16 protein-coding genes and 1 tRNA gene are annotated in these 16534 nt (G+C 41.2%); 1 reads left to right on the plus strand and 16 read right to left on the minus strand.

What is annotated here, in order from left to right:
* Positions 1–194 precede the first annotated feature (194 nt).
* The 6 genes from MK409_RS08550 to pbp2a all read right to left on the minus strand — a co-directional run bounded on the left by MK409_RS08550 (position 195) and on the right by pbp2a (position 4099).
* A tRNA-Glu gene (locus MK409_RS08550) sits at positions 195–266 on the minus strand.
* A 63-nt stretch (positions 267–329) separates the two neighbouring features.
* Positions 330–803: a hypothetical protein gene (locus MK409_RS08555; RefSeq protein ID WP_001049380.1), complete on the minus strand. Its 474-nt coding sequence runs from the start codon at positions 801–803 to the stop codon at positions 330–332.
* Positions 804–923: 120 nt separating this feature from the next.
* Entirely contained in the window at positions 924–1460 is a 537-nt protein-coding gene (nusG, locus tag MK409_RS08560) for a transcription termination/antitermination protein NusG (protein WP_096405946.1), read from the minus strand.
* A 52-nt stretch (positions 1461–1512) separates the two neighbouring features.
* Positions 1513–1689 (minus strand): preprotein translocase subunit SecE, encoded by a 177-nt coding sequence (gene secE / locus MK409_RS08565; protein WP_268706000.1) that lies wholly within the window; start codon positions 1687–1689, stop codon positions 1513–1515.
* A gap of 9 nt (positions 1690–1698) precedes the next feature.
* The gene (gene rpmG, locus MK409_RS08570) at positions 1699–1851 is read right to left on the minus strand and encodes a 50S ribosomal protein L33 (protein ID WP_001809375.1); all 153 of its coding nucleotides are present in this window, start codon (positions 1849–1851) and stop codon (positions 1699–1701) included.
* 52 nt (positions 1852–1903) lie between these two features.
* Entirely contained in the window at positions 1904–4099 is a 2196-nt protein-coding gene (pbp2a, locus tag MK409_RS08575; RefSeq protein WP_268706001.1) for a penicillin-binding protein PBP2A, read from the minus strand.
* Positions 4100–4185: 86 nt separating this feature from the next.
* Here pbp2a and MK409_RS08580 point away from each other — a divergent pair, with 86 nt between their 5' ends.
* Entirely contained in the window at positions 4186–5067 is an 882-nt protein-coding gene (locus MK409_RS08580) for an RluA family pseudouridine synthase (RefSeq protein ID WP_268706002.1), read from the plus strand.
* Positions 5068–5138: 71 nt separating this feature from the next.
* On the opposite strand, the gene gap is transcribed toward MK409_RS08580, so the two are convergent.
* The 10 genes from gap to MK409_RS08630 all read right to left on the minus strand — a co-directional run bounded on the left by gap (position 5139) and on the right by MK409_RS08630 (position 16495).
* Positions 5139–6146 carry a type I glyceraldehyde-3-phosphate dehydrogenase gene (gene gap, locus MK409_RS08585; protein WP_140834568.1) on the minus strand — a complete coding sequence of 336 codons (1008 nt, stop codon included), beginning with the start codon at positions 6144–6146 and terminating at the stop codon, positions 5139–5141.
* Between the two features lie 177 nt (positions 6147–6323).
* Positions 6324–7625, minus strand: a complete 1302-nt coding sequence (locus MK409_RS08590) for an ABC transporter permease (RefSeq protein WP_268706003.1) — start codon at positions 7623–7625, stop codon at positions 6324–6326.
* A complete protein-coding gene (locus tag MK409_RS08595) occupies positions 7594–8277 on the minus strand; it encodes an ABC transporter ATP-binding protein (RefSeq protein WP_268706004.1) in 684 nt (227 codons plus the stop codon). The genes MK409_RS08590 and MK409_RS08595 overlap by 32 nt, the downstream gene beginning before the upstream one ends.
* 175 nt (positions 8278–8452) lie before the next feature.
* Positions 8453–9364 (minus strand): helix-turn-helix domain-containing protein, encoded by a 912-nt coding sequence (locus tag MK409_RS08600; RefSeq protein ID WP_268706005.1) that lies wholly within the window; start codon positions 9362–9364, stop codon positions 8453–8455.
* A 133-nt stretch (positions 9365–9497) separates the two neighbouring features.
* Positions 9498–12149, minus strand: coding sequence for a bifunctional acetaldehyde-CoA/alcohol dehydrogenase (adhE, locus tag MK409_RS08605; protein ID WP_096405936.1), 2652 nt, complete (start codon positions 12147–12149; stop codon positions 9498–9500).
* A gap of 296 nt (positions 12150–12445) precedes the next feature.
* Entirely contained in the window at positions 12446–12859 is a 414-nt protein-coding gene (locus tag MK409_RS08610) for an MORN repeat-containing protein (RefSeq protein ID WP_268706006.1), read from the minus strand.
* Entirely contained in the window at positions 12846–13289 is a 444-nt protein-coding gene (locus tag MK409_RS08615) for a low molecular weight protein-tyrosine-phosphatase (protein ID WP_268706007.1), read from the minus strand. Before MK409_RS08615 ends, MK409_RS08610 begins: the two co-directional genes overlap by 14 nt.
* Before the next feature lie 48 nt (positions 13290–13337).
* On the minus strand, positions 13338–13658 hold the full coding sequence (gene yajC / locus MK409_RS08620) for a preprotein translocase subunit YajC (RefSeq protein ID WP_235097819.1): 321 nt from the start codon (positions 13656–13658) through the stop codon (positions 13338–13340).
* Between the two features lie 118 nt (positions 13659–13776).
* A complete protein-coding gene (gene tkt / locus MK409_RS08625) occupies positions 13777–15753 on the minus strand; it encodes a transketolase (RefSeq protein WP_268706008.1) in 1977 nt (658 codons plus the stop codon).
* Positions 15754–15871: 118 nt separating this feature from the next.
* Positions 15872–16495, minus strand: a complete 624-nt coding sequence (locus tag MK409_RS08630) for an HI_0552 family protein (RefSeq protein WP_268706009.1) — start codon at positions 16493–16495, stop codon at positions 15872–15874.
* Between the last annotated feature and the right edge of the window lie 39 nt (positions 16496–16534).

Below are 16534 nucleotides of genomic sequence, written 5' to 3' on the forward strand. Positions count from 1 at the left end.
TTGTTTTTTCATTGTTCAGTACTATAACATCAGTTATAGTGCCCTGCACATTGGTTCGTCTTGTTCAGTTTTCAAAGGTCTTTGTCTCTCACTTCTCTCATGAGCGACAACTATATTAGTATATCACAGCTAGCTCTCTCTGTCAATAAGTTTTTTAAACTTTTTTCCAAGTTTTTTCTAACCACAATATACCATAGTCCGTACGGGATTCGAACCCGTGTTACCGCCGTGAAAAGGCGGTGTCTTAACCCCTTGACCAACGGACCTGAGCTTTTCGACTCTTTCTATTATACCTTCTTTTCTCCCTTTGTCAAGAACTTTTTTCCATCCTATACAAATTCTTGGAAGACGATAGAAAGCTCCCTCAGTAGGGCCTTGCGTCCTCTGAAGATTTCTCCTCCCATGAGACGGTCCACCAACTCTTGTTTTTCCTTACTCTGCTCGGATTTGTATGTCTTCAGAAGTTCGTGAAAGAGATAATAATCATCCAGTCTCAGCCCTTTTTCTCCTAAGCGGTGACTAATCTCACTCACCTCCTCATAGGGTTCTTTATCGAAACGACGCTTGTGACTTTCCTGTTTACGGATGTAATCTAGGATACGATTTCGGAATTTAGTTTTAAAGCAGACATATAGTTGGTGGCGTTCACCCGCTAGTAACTCTGGATGATGACTCACCAACTCATACAGGCACATCATACCTTCCTGATCCCAGTCCTCTATCTCCCACAGATGGAGGTGATAATCTTTTCGACACTTATGGACAATCCCTTTGCTTTCTTCGTACAATTCTTTTAGATTCATAGATCTCTCCTTTCTGCCTTTAGTCTAGCAGAATGCGAGAGCCTATGGGTCTCTTTCCTCTATTCTATACTTCTTCCGCCCTCAACGGCACATAAAAAGAGAGGCAGCGCCTCTCCGGGGTTATAATTCTGCAATTTGGTTGAGATTCACTTCTGCAATCGTATCATTACCAAACATAGAAATCATCATCTTCACTTTGTTGTTATCAATTTCAGTAATTTTACCTGTGCAGTCTGCAAAAGCACCATCAATGATGCGGACGGTTTGACCAACTTCAACGTCAATGTCGAACTCCTGAACAGTTTGTCCCATTGAAACCAGAATATCACGGATTTCTTGTTCCAATAGTGGAGTTGGTTTTGATCTGTTCCCGTGTGACCCGACGAATCCTGTTACGTTAGGTGTGTTTCGAACAACGAACCATGCTTCATCTGTCATGACCATTTCTACAAGGACATAACCCGGAAAGCGATTCTCTTCAATTTCTTTTTTCTTTCCATTTTTCTCAACTTGCACAGTTTGTGTTGGAATCTCAACGCGTAGAATATTATCCAACATGTTATAAGTTTGCGCACGTTGCAATAGATTTTCTTTTACCTTATTTTCATAGCCAGAATAAGTTTGTAGAACAAACCATCCCTTGTCAAAACTATCCATGATATTTCCTTTCATAATAGAAGAAAGCTAGCAAAAGTTCTCCGCTTTTCTTCTAAAAAATGTTAATAAATCGAATCAAACCTGAAACAATCAACTTGTCAAAAATGTAAATGATAACCACAAAGAAGGCTGTGTATTCCATAATAGAGCGAAAATCTCTCCAGCTTTCTTTGCGAGTTGGCCAAGTTGTTTCTTTAAGAAGGTTAAAAATATCCTTAATAAAACCCATCGTTCTCTCCTATCTCGTTTCTCTATGTGTCGTATATTTTCCACAATGTTTACAAAATTTATTTACTTCTAGTCGTGTTGGCTTGGGGTTCCCACTAATTTTGATTGAGTAATTCCTTGAACCACAAACTGCACATGCTAGGCTTGCTTTTTTTAGTGCCATAACGCCTCCATCTTATCTATTATAACAAGAAACCTAGGCTTTGACAAGCCTCTTAGCGAAATAGATTGAGGATTGAGTCCCATATTGTCTGGGCTTTTTCTTTTATCTTGGCTTCTGAAATTGCCCGGCCTGCTTCATCTACAAGATTTTGGGCACGACTACGAATATCTCCTAACGGATCTTCTGTCTGATTTGTTTCATTTTCAACGACTTGTTGCTTGGTATTTTCTGGTTCAATACCATTTTGCTTATAGGCATTCTCAACCGTAAAGGTGCTGCCAGGAGTGTAAGGCAAGATGGTGTTGGCCATGCTTCTAAAGACATGGGCAGCGCCATTAGAGGTCGAACCTGCTAGATAATGGTTCTCATCTGTCGTTGGGAAGCCAAGCCAGTGGCTAATTACCACATCTGGAGTATAACCAATCACCCACTGGTCACTGGTATATTCCGGATTGAAAACAGCCTCAGTAGTACCTGTCTTCCCTGCCATAACATAATCTGCTGGCGATGAACTAATCCCTGTCCCATTAGTAAATGTTCCTAGCATCATACTAGTCATTTTATCGGCTACCGACTTATCAATCACTCGTTTTTGAGAGTTCTTATGACTCTTAATGACTTGTCCACTGGCATTTTCGATACGAGTGATAAAATGCGCCTCGGGCATCAGACCTTCGTTAGCAAAGACTGCATAGGCTTGTGCCATTTGAAGAGGATTTGTCTCCACTCCTCCACCCAGGGCAACTCCGAGAACGCGGTCAACTTTCTCCATATTCAGACCAAATCTCGTTCCAGCTTCAAAAGCCTTATTGATTCCCAAATCATTTACAGTCGCAACCGCTGGTAGGTTGAGTGATTCTGCCAGGGCTTGATACATAGGTACTTCAGGAGAAGTCTTAATGCCAGCATAGTTGTCTACTTGATAACTGTCATACTGCATGGTGTGGTTGTCCAGTTGCTTGTTCAGAGCCCATCCAGCTTCCACGGCTGGAGTGTAAACGACCAAAGGCTTAATCGTCGAGCCTGGGCTGCGTTTAGACTGAGTTGCATAGTTAAAATTACGGAAGCCTGATTTGTCATCACCAGCTACGCGACCAACAACTCCACGCACTCCACCCGTTTTAGGCTCTAGAGCAACACTACCTGATTCAGCATGCGTTCCGTCTTCTGCCGTTGGAAATAGCGCAGTGTTTTCGTAAATAACCTGCATGTTTGCTTGATAGTTTTGGTCAAGTTCTGTATAGATTCGATAACCGTTGTTGACAATCTCTTCTTCTGTTAGATTATACTTAGAAACTGCTTCGTTGACAACCGCGTCAAAATAGGATGGATAACGATAATCAGAAATCTTACCCTCATACTTATCTTGCAGTTGAGAAGCCATATCTACTCCAGTTGCTTCCGTTTCTTGATTTTTATCAATATAGCCTGCCGCAACCATATTTTGTAATACAGTATCCCTGCGGTTAGTTGAATCTTCAATGGAATTCAAAGGATTATACAACTCTGGCCCCTTGAGCATCCCAGCTAGAGTTGCCGCTTGATCAAGGGTTAATTCTGCAGCCGATACACCGAAATATTTCTTACTCGCATCCTCTACACCCCAGACACCATTCCCAAAGTAGGCGTTATTGAGGTACATAGTCAGGATTTGCTCCTTGCTGTATTTCTTGGTCAACTCTAAGGCAAGGAAAAACTCCTTGGCCTTCCGTTCAACGGTTTGGTCCTGAGACAGATAGGCATTTTTCGCCAACTGTTGGGTGATGGTAGAACCGCCTCCAGAACGACCCGCTGTAAGGATAGCTAGAAAGAAACGACCGTAGTTAATCCCATCATTTTTATAAAAGGAACGGTCCTCTGTCGCGACGACAGCATTCTGCAAGTCTTTACTGATATCTGTCAGCTCAACATAGGTTCCTTTTTGACCTGATAGGGCTCCTGCCTCTTTTTCTTCGCGGTCAAAAATCAGAGTTCGCGTTTTCAAGGCATTTTGCAAGTCATTGACATTGGTAGACTTGGCTATAGCAAACAGATAGGTCCCCACCAGCAATCCTGTACTCAATCCGATGATAAGAACAATTTTTGTTAAATGATAGCGACGCCAGAATTTCCGAATCGGACCTACATGGCCTAATTTTTTTCTATCGCTCCGTGAACGACGCATACTAGTAGAATCAGACTCTGCCGATTCATTCGTTTCTTTTTTAAAGAGAGAAAGAAACTTCTCAAATAATTTATCTAATTTCATGCGTTTATTTTATCATCTTCACCATAGGAACTCAAGAATTTAGCTACTCCCTATCCAAATAGGGCTTTTTTTGTTACAATATCTGTATGCAATTCACATTTACACTACCCGAGTCCTTGCCTCAAATGACGGTCAAGCAATTCCTAGAGGAACAACTCCTCATTCCCAGAAAGATCCGTCATTTTTTGAGAATAAAGAAGAACATCTTAATTAACCACGAAGAAGTTCACTGGAACGAGATGGTCAAGCCAGGGGATGTTTGCCAATTGACTTTTGAAGAGGAAGATTATCCCCCAAAGGAAATCCTTTGGGGCAAGCCAGACCTCGTTCAAGAAGTTTATCAAGATCAACATCTCATTGTTGTCAACAAACCCGAAGGCATGAAAACACACGGCAATCAACCAGATGAAATTGCCCTTCTCAACCATGTCTCTGCCTACGTTGGTCAAACTTGCTATGTTGTTCATCGTCTGGATATGGAAACAAGCGGTTTAGTGCTTTTCGCTAAAAATCCTTTTATCCTTCCCATTCTCAATCGTTTGTTGGAGAAAAAGGAAATCGCTCGTGAGTACTGGGCACTCGTAGAGGGGCAAGTAGGGAGTAAAGAACTTATCTTCCGAGATAAAATCGGTCGTGATCGACACGATCGCAGAAAACGAGTGGTAGATCCCAAAAATGGGCAACATGCCGAAACCCAGGTAAGTCGATTAAAACAATTTCCAAATAAGACTTCTCTTGTTCGTTGCAAGCTAAAGACAGGCCGAACCCATCAAATCCGTGTTCACCTTTCTCACCATAAACACCCTATTCTAGGAGACCCTCTCTATAATAGTAAATCAAAGACAAGCCGGCTCATGCTCCATGCCTTCCGACTGTCCTTTACCCATCCACTCACCCTAGAAAAGTTTAGCTTCACTGCTCTTTCTGATACATTTGAGAGAGAATTAAAAAGAATGGATGACCGCTAAATCATCCATTTTGTTTTATCTAAAAATAGAAAAAGCAAGACCCAAAGGCCTTGCTTTTATCGACTCAAGAATTATTTAGCAATTTTTGCGAAGTATTCAAGAGTACGTACAAGTTGTGCAGTGTATGACATTTCGTTGTCGTACCATGATACAACTTTAACCAATTGTTTACCGTCAACGTCAAGAACTTTAGTTTGAGTTGCGTCAAACAATGAACCGTAAGCCATACCTACGATATCTGAAGATACGATTGGATCTTCTGTGTAACCGTATGATTCGTTTGAAGCTGCTTTCATAGCTGCGTTCACTTCATCAACAGTAACGTTCTTTTCAAGAACTGCTACCAATTCAGTAACTGATCCAGTTGGAGTTGGAACACGTTGTGCAGATCCGTCAAGTTTACCGTTCAATTCTGGGATTACAAGACCGATAGCTTTAGCAGCACCAGTTGAGTTAGGAACGATGTTTGCAGCACCAGCACGAGCACGGCGAAGGTCACCACCACGGTGTGGTCCGTCAAGGATCATTTGGTCACCAGTGTAAGCGTGGATAGTAGTCATCAATCCTTCTACAACACCGAAGTTGTCTTGAAGAGCTTTAGCCATTGGAGCCAAGCAGTTTGTAGTACATGAAGCACCTGAGATAACTGTTTCAGTACCGTCAAGGACGTCGTGGTTAGTGTTAAATACAACTGTTTTAACGTCGTTTCCACCAGGAGCAGTGATAACAACTTTCTTAGCTCCACCTTTAAGGTGTTTTTCAGCTGCATCTTTCTTAGCGAAGAAACCAGTTGCTTCAAGAACGATTTCTACACCGTCAGTAGCCCAGTCGATTTGTTCTGGATCACGTTCAGCAGAAACTTTAACGAATTTACCGTTAACTTCGAATCCACCTTCTTTAACTTCTACAGTACCGTCGAAACGACCTTGAGTTGTGTCGTATTTCAACAAGTGAGCAAGCATAACTGGATCTGTAAGGTCGTTGATGCGAGTAACTTCAACACCTTCTACGTTTTGGATACGGCGGAAAGCAAGACGACCGATACGGCCGAAACCGTTAATACCAACTTTAACTACCATTAGTGATTTCCTCCTTATGAAAATCATGAAATTTTTATTGTGAAAAGAGTAACTTGAATCACTACAAATCACCTTTCAACAAACCTATTATATAACTATTTGAGCTTAATTGCAAGTGCTGACCTTGATTTTCTATGTCAGTTTCTTTTTGATAGGATGCCTCTGTAATTTCTTTCTCTACTCATAGCGTAAGGATTCTACAGGATCCATTTTGCTAATCTTACGTGCTGGGAAGAAGGCAGAAATATAGCCAAGAAACAAAGCAAAAATGAAGGTCCCTAAAATAGAGAGAAGATTTAATTCAAAAACTTTAGAGATTGATGGATAGAAATGGCGAACAATAACATTCGCTAGACTGCCTAGCCCTTGAGCAATGATAAAGGCTATTAGTAAGGCGATCCCTACAATCCAAAGAGCTTCGTAGATAAAGATTCCTTTCACATCTCTATTTTGATAGCCAACTGCCTTCATGACACCGATTTCCTTAGAACGTTGCATGATATTGATATAAATGATGATGCCTATCATAACTGCTGCCACCACAATCGCTTGTGAAGAAAGCACAATCAGTAATCCCTGGATGACACGAATAAAGGTAATCACAATATCAAGAACAGCCTGTTGAGAGAGAACTGTGTACTTCATATTTTTCTGCAATTCTTCTGTTACTGTTTTCGTACGAGATGGGTCTTTAAGCTCAAAAATAAAATAGGATACGGCCTTTGTGAATTCAGCTTCTTTTAAAATCGTTTCCATCTGCTTGGAAGCCATAAAACTATTACTATCCTCTGCATCATCTTCATCATTGATTACACGCACAATATGAGTTTGAAAACCTGCCAACTTGCTACCTTCAGCAGCATTTTCTACAATGGTTGCCGAGACTGGTTTGCCAATCACATCACTAGCTGTCAGATCCTTCCCGGTTTGTTCATTCCAATTTTTGAGCAAACTCATCGGAATCGTCAATCCCTCCTCGTTAACATCCGTATAAAGAGAGCCTGCTAGCACTTTTTCTTTTTCATTGCTACTAACAGAAATACTTGTATCTTCATATAAACTCACAACCTGAGCATAAGAAGGCAGGGCTTGGCTAAAATCCACTTCGTGTCCGTCTATGCTGATCTTTGACATGGTCATACCAAAAGGACTCTCTAGATATTTAATATTTTCTTTCCCAATCGTATCTGTGATGTAGTTCTTATCATCTTGGTTTAGAAAACCTCTTCCAGCAACGCTGGAATTCAGTGCAATCTGAACTTGGGAAGGAAGCTTGCCACCGTTGGTATTTTCATCAATCATTGAAATCAAGGCATTCCCTAGACCAAAAGAAATCAACACGCCTACAAAACCAATCGAGGTTGCCACTGCAATCAACAAGTTACGCCACTTTCTTTCCATAAAGTTACTTAAAGAAAGTTTGAATTTGTTTTTAAAAGACAATCCTTTATTTTTTGACTTCTTCAACGACTTCACCATCCTTCATTTTGACAATCACATCTGCATACTCAGTAACCTCCGGGTTATGAGTAACAATCAGTACAGTTTTCCCAGCTTGGGCCAAATTTTTGAACACTTCCAAAACCATCTCCTGAGATTGAGAATCGAGTGATCCAGTTGGTTCATCAGCTACAATCATATCTGGTTGGTTTACCAGAGCACGCGCAATGGCTACACGTTGTTTTTGTCCACCAGAAAGCTGTTTTACATTCTTAGCCATAAAAGGCTCCATCCCTAGACTGAGAAGTTGCTCCTGAGCGATTCTTGTCATTTCTTTATCCGATAAATCTTTGACATAGAGAGGCAACTTGACATTATCCAGAACAGATTGATGGGGGATGAGATTGAAATTTTGAAAGACAAACCCAATGTTGTCTTTGCGAAATTGCGTCAATTCAATCTCCGATAGTTCTCTGAGAGACTCCCCTTTAAAATCTAAAACTCCCTCATACTCTCTATCTAAACCACTGATGATATTCAATAGACTGGTTTTGCCACAGCCTGACGGACCATAAATCGCTGTAATTTTTCCTTCAGCAATCTGCAAGTTAATATTTCTTAGAGCCTGCTCTTTATGTTTGCCGTCCAAAGCGTAAAATTTTGAAATATTTTTCATGGATAAAATAGACATTATAATCTCCTTTAATCACTTGTGTTATCGTGTACCGATACAAACTAAAATAAACAATGCTAATATAAATTAATCTAACAGAATCAGATTCAAAAAAATTCCTTCTTTTTTCGAATCCATTTTAACAAAAAAGCGACATTCCTCCAATGACAGAAATGTCACTCCTATAAAGCATTTAAAGATATCTTTCTAGATCCTCGGCCCATTCATTATCTAAACTAATGAGTAACTGCTCATTACCAAACATCCTTGCCATCATTTTTGCTTCTTCATACTTTTGTTTGGCTGTTTCATAATCCGTCTGAATATAATATTTCCACTCCACCATCAAGACAATCGGTTGTTTTTGAAAATCTCGTGTTTTTTGCTCTATTTTATTTAAGGTCTCGACTGCCCTCTTAAAATAATGAAGCAACCCCATAATCTCTATACAAGTTAAAGAAGCTAACAAGGAGTCTCTAAGTAAGTCCAAACAATCGAACTCTATCTTATCAACCTGAGAACTTAATTTGTCATGAAAACAAAGAATAGTTTCATGCTCAGACTTTTTTATCTCACCCTCGTTTAAACCATCCATTAACTGACAAAGAAAATACAGTCTCAATTTCAACAATTCCTCAGCCCTATATACATCTCTGGATAGTAAGTCTTGAAGACCGCCCTCAATCACACTACTTCCATATAAGGAATTACTAGTCATTCTCACTGCATCTATAGCTTGAAGACAATCCACTAGCACTTTCTCATCACGTGGCAAATCATCATAAAAACTCTCAAAAATCTCATCAAAATATTCTTCCTTTTGTTCCTGCAACTCTTTGTCTCCATAGTCAGGATGATGAAGAAGAAAGTATTTTAATTCTTGGTAACGCTTGGGTAATTCCTTATAGTCTGGCATCAAGACATAGGATGGGATGTCTAGCCTATCTGCAATGTATTCTAGCGTTTTTATCGTAGGACGAAATTCTCCTTTCTCGATGCGGACCAACTGACGGACGGATAATTCAGACTCATCCCCACAAAAGACTGGACGACTAAGCCCTTTCTCCTCTCTAAGAAGCCGTACCTTTTCCCCTAAATCATTCATTTCTTACATTTCTCCCTCGGCTCGATACAAAAACTTTGATAGTCAAACAAACATATACGCTTATTATACCATTTTTCAAGAAAATGTACAAAAAAAGAGACAGGATAACTCCTGTCTCTAGGCTGATAAACGATTATTTACGACGTCCGGGACGTTCTGCATAACCATAGTAAGCATCTGCCATGATTTCTTCCATGTCAGCAACCATTGGCAAGCGTGGGTTAGCAGGTGAACATTGATCTTCATAAGCAAGCAAGGCAATTTCATGCAAGCTGTCTTTCCAAGCTTTTTCATCAATTCCTTGATCCTTGAAGTTCATCTTGATACCTACTGCAACACCAAGTTCGTAAACAGCTTTAGCGTATGCTTCAACTGCTTCTTCTGGAGTTGAGTGAGGCAAGCCAAGCATTTTCGCGATGTCTTGGAATTTCTCATCAGCTTTCCAGTAGTTGTATTTAGGCCATGTAGTCGTCTTAGATGGACGAGTTCCGTTGTAACGGATAACGTATGGAAGCAAGATTGCGTTTGTACGTCCGTGAACAGTGTGGTGAACACCACCGATCTTGTGGGCCATTGAGTGGCTCATACCAAGGAAGGCATTGGCGAAGGCCATACCAGCCATTGTAGACGCATTGTGCATTTTCTCACGAGCTTCTGGGTCAGCTGTCTTAACTGATTTTTCCAACCATTCAAAGACAAGTTTGATTGTTTGAAGCGCGATACCGTCTGTATAGTCGTTAGCGAAGTTTGAAGTATAGGCTTCAGTAGCGTGTGTCAAGACGTCCATACCTGTATCAGCAGCGATAAAGTCTGGAACTGATTCAACCAAAGCAGGATCAACAATCGCAATCGTTGGTGTCAATGAGTAGTCAGCCAATGGGTATTTGCGGTTGTTTTTCTTGTCAGAGATAACGGCAAATGGTGTTACTTCTGAACCTGTACCTGAAGTTGTTGGGATACCGATGTACTTCGCTTTCTTACCAAGTGATGGGAAGCGGAAGGCACGTTTACGGATATCCATGAATTTTTGAACCAAGTCACGGAAGTCGATTTCTGGTTGTTCGTAGAAGAGCCACATCACTTTCGCAGCGTCCATTGGAGAACCACCACCAAGAGCGATAATTGTATCTGGTTCAAATGCTTTCATCACTTCAGCACCACGTTCTACAGTTGTGATGTCTGGATCTGGTTCAACATCTGAGAAGACTTGAATAGTTACACGGTTGCTACGTGCGTTCAATTGATCGATAACACGTTGTACGAAACCGAGTTTTTCGATAGATTTGTCTGTAACAATCAGAACGCGCTCAATATCTTCACATGTTTGAAGGTATTGGATAGAGTTGCGTTCAAAGTAAATTTTTGAAGGAACTTTAAACCATTGCATATTATTTCTACGTTTCCCTACTTTCTTGATGTTTAGAAGGTTAATAGCGCTCACGTTATCACCAACTGAGTTGCGTCCGTATGAACCACATCCAAGTGTCAATGATGGGATGAAGGCATTGTATACGTCACCGATACCACCGAAAGTAGATGGAGAGTTCCAGATAATACGCATAGCTTTGATTTCTGTACCAAAGCGTTTAGCAAGCTCTTCGTCTTTTGTATGGATAGCCGCTGAGTGACCAAGTCCGTTAAACTCAACCATTTGACGAGCTTTTGTAAGACCATCTTCTGTGTCTTCAGCTTTTAGGACAGCAATAACTGGTGACAATTTCTCACGAGTCAATGGTTCTTTTGGTCCTACTTCTGCACATTCTGCAGCCAAGATATTTGTTCCTTCTGGAACGCTGAATCCTGCTTGTTCTGCAATCCATGTAGCTGGTTTACCAACGATGTTGGCATTTAGTTTAGCACCAGCACAGTTTTTGCTGTTTGCTTTAACGCCGAAACAGAATTCTTCAAGAAGTGCTTTTTCTTTTTTGTTTACAAAGTAAGTGTGGTATGATTTGAATTCTTCTACAAATTCGTCATACACTTCTTTATCAATGATAACCGCTTGCTCTGATGCACAGACCATACCATTATCAAAGGATTTAGACATAACGATGTCATGAGCAGCTTGACGAAGGTCGGCAGATTTTTCTACATAGGCAGGAACGTTTCCGGCACCTACCCCAAGAGCTGGTTTCCCACATGAGTAAGCCGCCTTAACCATGGCATTACCACCAGTTGCAAGGATAGTCGCAATACCTTCGTGGTTCATAAGCGCTCCAGTTGCTTCCATAGATGGCTCTGTAATCCATTGAACACAGTTTTCAGGAGCTCCAGCTGCGATTGCCGCATCACGAACGATTTGTGCTGCATGAGCAGAAGATTCTTGAGCTGATGGGTGGAAGGCAAACACGATTGGATTACGTGTTTTCAAAGCAATCAATGATTTGAAAATTGCTGTTGATGTTGGGTTTGTTGTTGGAGTGACACCACACACAACACCGACAGGTTCTGCAATTTTAGTCAATCCTGTAACGGGATCATCTTCGATAACTCCGACAGTTTTAACTCCGCGCATGTTATTCACAACATGTTCACAGGCAAAAAGGTTTTTTGTAGCCTTGTCTTCAAATACACCACGACCAGTTTCTTCAATTGCGTGTTGTGCTAGGATACCGTGCGCATCAAGAGCTGCAACCGAAGCTTTCGCTACGATGTAGTCAACTTGTTCTTGGTTCAACTTGCGCATTTCATCAAGCGCAACCAAAGCTTTTTGTACTAGTCCGTCTACATGCTTTTCAGCAGCGAGTTGTTTTTGCTCAGGTGTTACAGTTTTTTTATCAGCCATATTTTCCTCCATAGCCTTAAAGGATTTAAACCCTTTGTTAATTTTTTCACAATTTTATTATAACTCTTTTTTCAGACTTTGTAAACAGTTTCATGCAGATTTCACAAAGAAATTTTATTCATTTGTGAAATTATTATCAATGTCGCAGTGCTACGGGATTTTACTCTAATGATTGTGAAATTAGAATAAAAATATTTTTATTTCACAAACTTTTTCTACATTGGGGAGTCTTCTCTAACAAGCATTCTGGTAAGCGCTTTCTTTTCCGTCTGTAAGAATACCCCCTAATCAGGAGGTTATTGTTTTTGTTGGAAAACGCCTTGTTTAAAGCTTCCTTCATAGACAACTTCTTGCTCGGTTGTCAATTTCCCTTGACCTTCGGCCTGACCGTTTACAAAATCGCCTTCGTATTTCCAGCCAGATTTGGACTGGAAGGTTCCTTTACCATTGAAAGCCCCATTATTGAACTCTCCTGTGTATTGGTCCCCGTTTTCAAAGGTCATAGTCCCCTGACCATTCATCTTTCCTCTTACCAAGGTTCCATCATAAACAAGGGCACCATTGTCAAGTGTCAGTACTCCTTTTTTTGGTATGTTTAGTAGAAAAACTGATACGGCACAGATAGCGATTAGAAGAACGCTTGCAATCTCTATACGCGGGCGAGTTAGATATACTCGATATTTTTCGAAGATTTCTTTAAACTTTTCCATTGTCACTCTCATTTTCTAAACGGTCTAACCAGCTTCGGCATCCACTTGTGATGCGCGCATAGGTTTCCTCAAAATCTCCTGTGTACCATGGATCTGGAACACTTTCAGATGCAAAAGCATAAATCTTGTGCTCTTGTTCCTGAGGACACATTTGACGCAAATCTGAAACGTTTGAAGCATCCATACCGATAATATAATCAAACGACTCAAAGTCTTCTCTGCCAATCTGAAGCGATGTTTTGTCTTTGTCATAAGGAATCTGATACTGTTGGAAAATCCCCTGCGTTCCCTTATGAATCGGATTGCCATGTTCCCAAGACGAAGTTGCACGACTCTCAACTTGATAATCACTCGTCATGGACTTCATCACAAACTCTGCCATAGGACTACGACAAATATTTCCTAAGCACACAAATACTATTTTTTTCATCCCTTTTCCTCTCATATCATAGAAAAACGGGAGTGATAGGATCCCGTTTTATTCTTCGATTGCTCCACTTTCGTCGATAACTGCTCCTTCTGGTGTCACAGCTTCTTTGAGTGGCAACACTGTCTTGATAGCAGCTAATTCAAAAGTCAAATAAACACCATCTACGTCTAGTACGATTGTTCGTTTCTCAGTATCTACTTCATCCACTGTTCCGTAGAGTCCGCCGATTGTAATCACTTCATAGCCTTTTTGAAGCTTGTTCAAGCTTTCCATACGCTTTTGAGCTTGTTTCTTTTGAGAACGTTGCATAAAGAACATCAAGGCCATCATCCCTACAAGCATGACAAAAAAAGTAATATTTGGATTCATTGTTTTCTCCTTTGTATTTTACATAGGACTACTATATCAAATTTCAACTACTTTTACAAGGTTGTGCCTTGTTTTTATGACAATAAAAAAATCAGAGTTTTCACTCTGATTTTTGTGATTATTTCAAGTTTTGAACAACTTTGACTAGATTTTCAACTGTAAATCCGTACTCTGCCAATACTTTTGGTGCTGGGGCAGATGCTCCAAAGGTATCAATACCGAGAACTGCACCATCAAGACCAACATACTTGTACCAGTTTTGGGTTGCACCCATTTCGACTGCAACACGACGGCGGACTGCATTTGGAAGGATTTCTTCCTTGTAAGCTGCATCTTGTGCGTCAAAGACATCTGTAGATGGCATGCTAACTACACGGACTTTTGCGCCTTGACTAGCCAATTCTTTGGCAGCTGCGACAGCGAGATTGATCTCAGAACCTGTTGCAATCAAGATGGTATCAAAGTCTGCTGCATTTTCATAGACAACATAGGCACCTTTAGCAACCTTGCCAAAGTCTGTCCCTTCTTCAACAGTCAAGTTTTGACGTGTCAAGACAAGGGCAGTTGGTGTTTTTTCGCTTTTCACCGCAAGGTACCAAGCTGCTTGAGTTTCACGCGCATCTGCTGGGCGGAAAACATTGAGATTTGGCATAGCACGAAGACCTGCTAGGTGTTCAACTGGTTCGTGAGTTGGACCATCTTCACCAACCGCAATAGAGTCATGGGTGAAGACATAAGTCACAGGAAGTCCTTGCAATGCTGACAAACGGACAGCTGCTTTCACATAGTCAGAGAAGACAAAGAAAGTACCACCGTATACACGAAGTCCACCATGAAGGGCCATCCCGTTCAAAATCGTTCCCATTGCAAATTCACGAACACCAAACTGAATGTTGCGGTTCAAGCGATTGGCATCATCTTGAAGTCCATCCGTTTTGATGTAAGTCATGTTTGAGTGAGCGAGGTCAGCGGATCCTCCTAAGAAGGTTGGCAACTTAGCCGCCACAACATTCAAGGCATCTTGGCTTGAATTACGAGTTGCTTGAGAGAAGCCGTTTTCTAAGGTTGGGAAGTCTGCTGGAGTTACCTCAACTGGGTCGCGTCCGTCGATGATGGCTTCGACTTCTGCTGCAAGTTCGGGATAAGCTTCTTTATAATCAGCAACTAGTTTTGTCCAAGCTTGATAAGCTGATGCGCCACGATCTGCAACATTTTCTTTGAAATCAGCGTAAACTTCAGCTGGGATTTCAAATGGTTCATAGTCCCAACCGAGAGCTTGGCGAGTAGCCGCAGTTTCATCTGCTCCAAGAGGAGCACCGTGTACCGCATTCGTTCCTTGTTTGTTTGGAGAACCGTATCCAATAACAGTCTTCACTTCAATCAAAGATGGTTTGCCTGAAGCTTTAGCTGCTTCGATAGCAGCATGGATTGCTTCCAAATCTGTTCCATCTTCAACCAAGGCTGTATGCCAACCGTAGGCATTATAGCGCTCACGAACACTTTCAGTAAAGGAATCCTTTGTTTCACCATCTAAGTTGATGTCATTTGAATCATAAAGGACAACCAACTTGTCTAATTTTTGCAAACCTGCGTATGAAGCCGCCTCGCTTGAGACACCTTCCATCAAGTCACCATCTCCACAAATTACATAAGTGTAGTGGTCAAAGATATTGAAGCCTTCGCGGTTATATTTGGCTGCTAAGAAACGTTCTGCTTGGGCAAAACCAGTAGCAGTAGAAATCCCTTGTCCTAGAGGACCAGTTGTAGCGTCAACCCCTGCAGTATGCCCAAATTCTGGATGACCTGGCGTTTTTGAACCCCATTGGCGGAAGTTCTTGACTTCATCCATGCTAACATCTTCAAAACCAGAAAGGTGAAGAAGGGCATAAAGAAGCATAGAGCCGTGTCCTGCGGAAAGAATAAAGCGATCGCGGTTGATCCAGTTTGGTTGAGCTGGATTGATACGAAGTTGCTTTGTAAAGAGGCTATAGGCCATAGGAGCAGCCCCCATAACCACCCCTGGGTGACCTGAGTTTGCTTTGTTGATGGCGTCAATACCTAGAAAACGAATTGCATTAACAGATAGATTTGACATAGAATTTCCTTTCTCTTTGAGGTGATTAATGAATCACACATCCTATTTTACTATTATATGAAAAAATGCATAGAATAGCAATAAAACAATTTGCGTTCATCTAACACATTTGATTTGTCTATCCCCTCGTCACTTCATAGTACGGGAGCAAGCGAGTATAAGCGTCTTCTAGCTTCTCCAATATCACTTCTAATGTTTGATTTTCAATAAAAGAAACATCTGACTTGACCAAAACTTTACGGATTTCCTGATTGCGCACCTTCTCTCGTAAAGTACGACGATTTTTTTCATTAGCCTCCATCTTATGACTTTCCCCATTTGAGTAGACTAGATAATAAATTCCTTCTACCGCTGGAAGCTCTAAAACCTTGGCTTGCTTGTCCAAGGTCTGTTCGTCTTTCTTGCGCTCGATGAAACTGACTTCTAAGGAAATCCCAAAATCTGAGGTTTCGCCATACAAACGCAAGGCTAACATGGGTTCTGTTACCTGCCCCTCTCTCTGTAGATAGGCCCAGAAATGCGGTCGCAAGCGCTGCGCTTGATTCATCCACTGACTAGTCTGTTGCAATTGCCATTCGGGATGACTTGCTTGGAAGGTCTTGGCCAGATTTGTAAAATCCTTACGAGCCTCCTGCCCTTTGTGGCGCAATTCCAGCATCTTCTCTCGCTCATCCTCAGACTTATCTGGATTACGATACTGGATTCCTGCGTAAGATAGATAATTTCTGATGGTTTCCATCATCGGTCTCTTCTCCTTTTTTCTAGCAAAAAATCAGGTCAA

The sequence above is a fragment of the Streptococcus oralis genome, assembly GCF_026782375.1.
GTDB classification, from domain to species: domain Bacteria; phylum Bacillota; class Bacilli; order Lactobacillales; family Streptococcaceae; genus Streptococcus; species Streptococcus oralis_CL.

What these genes read in the sequence shown, in the direction of transcription:
- MK409_RS08555 (WP_001049380.1), bottom strand. Translation starts at nt 803, where the DNA reads ATGAATCTAAAAGAATTGTACGAAGAAAGCAAAGGGATTGTCCATAAG.
- nusG (WP_096405946.1), bottom strand. Translation starts at nt 1,460, where the DNA reads ATGGATAGTTTTGACAAGGGATGGTTTGTTCTACAAACTTATTCTGGC.
- secE (WP_268706000.1), bottom strand. Translation starts at nt 1,689, where the DNA reads ATGGGTTTTATTAAGGATATTTTTAACCTTCTTAAAGAAACAACTTGG.
- rpmG (WP_001809375.1), bottom strand. Translation starts at nt 1,851, where the DNA reads ATGGCACTAAAAAAAGCAAGCCTAGCATGTGCAGTTTGTGGTTCAAGG.
- pbp2a (WP_268706001.1), bottom strand. Translation starts at nt 4,099, where the DNA reads ATGAAATTAGATAAATTATTTGAGAAGTTTCTTTCTCTCTTTAAAAAA.
- MK409_RS08580 (WP_268706002.1), top strand. Translation starts at nt 4,186, where the DNA reads ATGCAATTCACATTTACACTACCCGAGTCCTTGCCTCAAATGACGGTC.
- gap (WP_140834568.1), bottom strand. Translation starts at nt 6,146, where the DNA reads ATGGTAGTTAAAGTTGGTATTAACGGTTTCGGCCGTATCGGTCGTCTT.
- MK409_RS08590 (WP_268706003.1), bottom strand. Translation starts at nt 7,625, where the DNA reads ATGGTGAAGTCGTTGAAGAAGTCAAAAAATAAAGGATTGTCTTTTAAA.
- MK409_RS08595 (WP_268706004.1), bottom strand. Translation starts at nt 8,277, where the DNA reads ATGTCTATTTTATCCATGAAAAATATTTCAAAATTTTACGCTTTGGAC.
- MK409_RS08600 (WP_268706005.1), bottom strand. Translation starts at nt 9,364, where the DNA reads ATGAATGATTTAGGGGAAAAGGTACGGCTTCTTAGAGAGGAGAAAGGG.
- adhE (WP_096405936.1), bottom strand. Translation starts at nt 12,149, where the DNA reads ATGGCTGATAAAAAAACTGTAACACCTGAGCAAAAACAACTCGCTGCT.
- MK409_RS08610 (WP_268706006.1), bottom strand. Translation starts at nt 12,859, where the DNA reads ATGGAAAAGTTTAAAGAAATCTTCGAAAAATATCGAGTATATCTAACT.
- MK409_RS08615 (WP_268706007.1), bottom strand. Translation starts at nt 13,289, where the DNA reads ATGAAAAAAATAGTATTTGTGTGCTTAGGAAATATTTGTCGTAGTCCT.
- yajC (WP_235097819.1), bottom strand. Translation starts at nt 13,658, where the DNA reads ATGAATCCAAATATTACTTTTTTTGTCATGCTTGTAGGGATGATGGCC.
- tkt (WP_268706008.1), bottom strand. Translation starts at nt 15,753, where the DNA reads ATGTCAAATCTATCTGTTAATGCAATTCGTTTTCTAGGTATTGACGCC.
- MK409_RS08630 (WP_268706009.1), bottom strand. Translation starts at nt 16,495, where the DNA reads ATGATGGAAACCATCAGAAATTATCTATCTTACGCAGGAATCCAGTAT.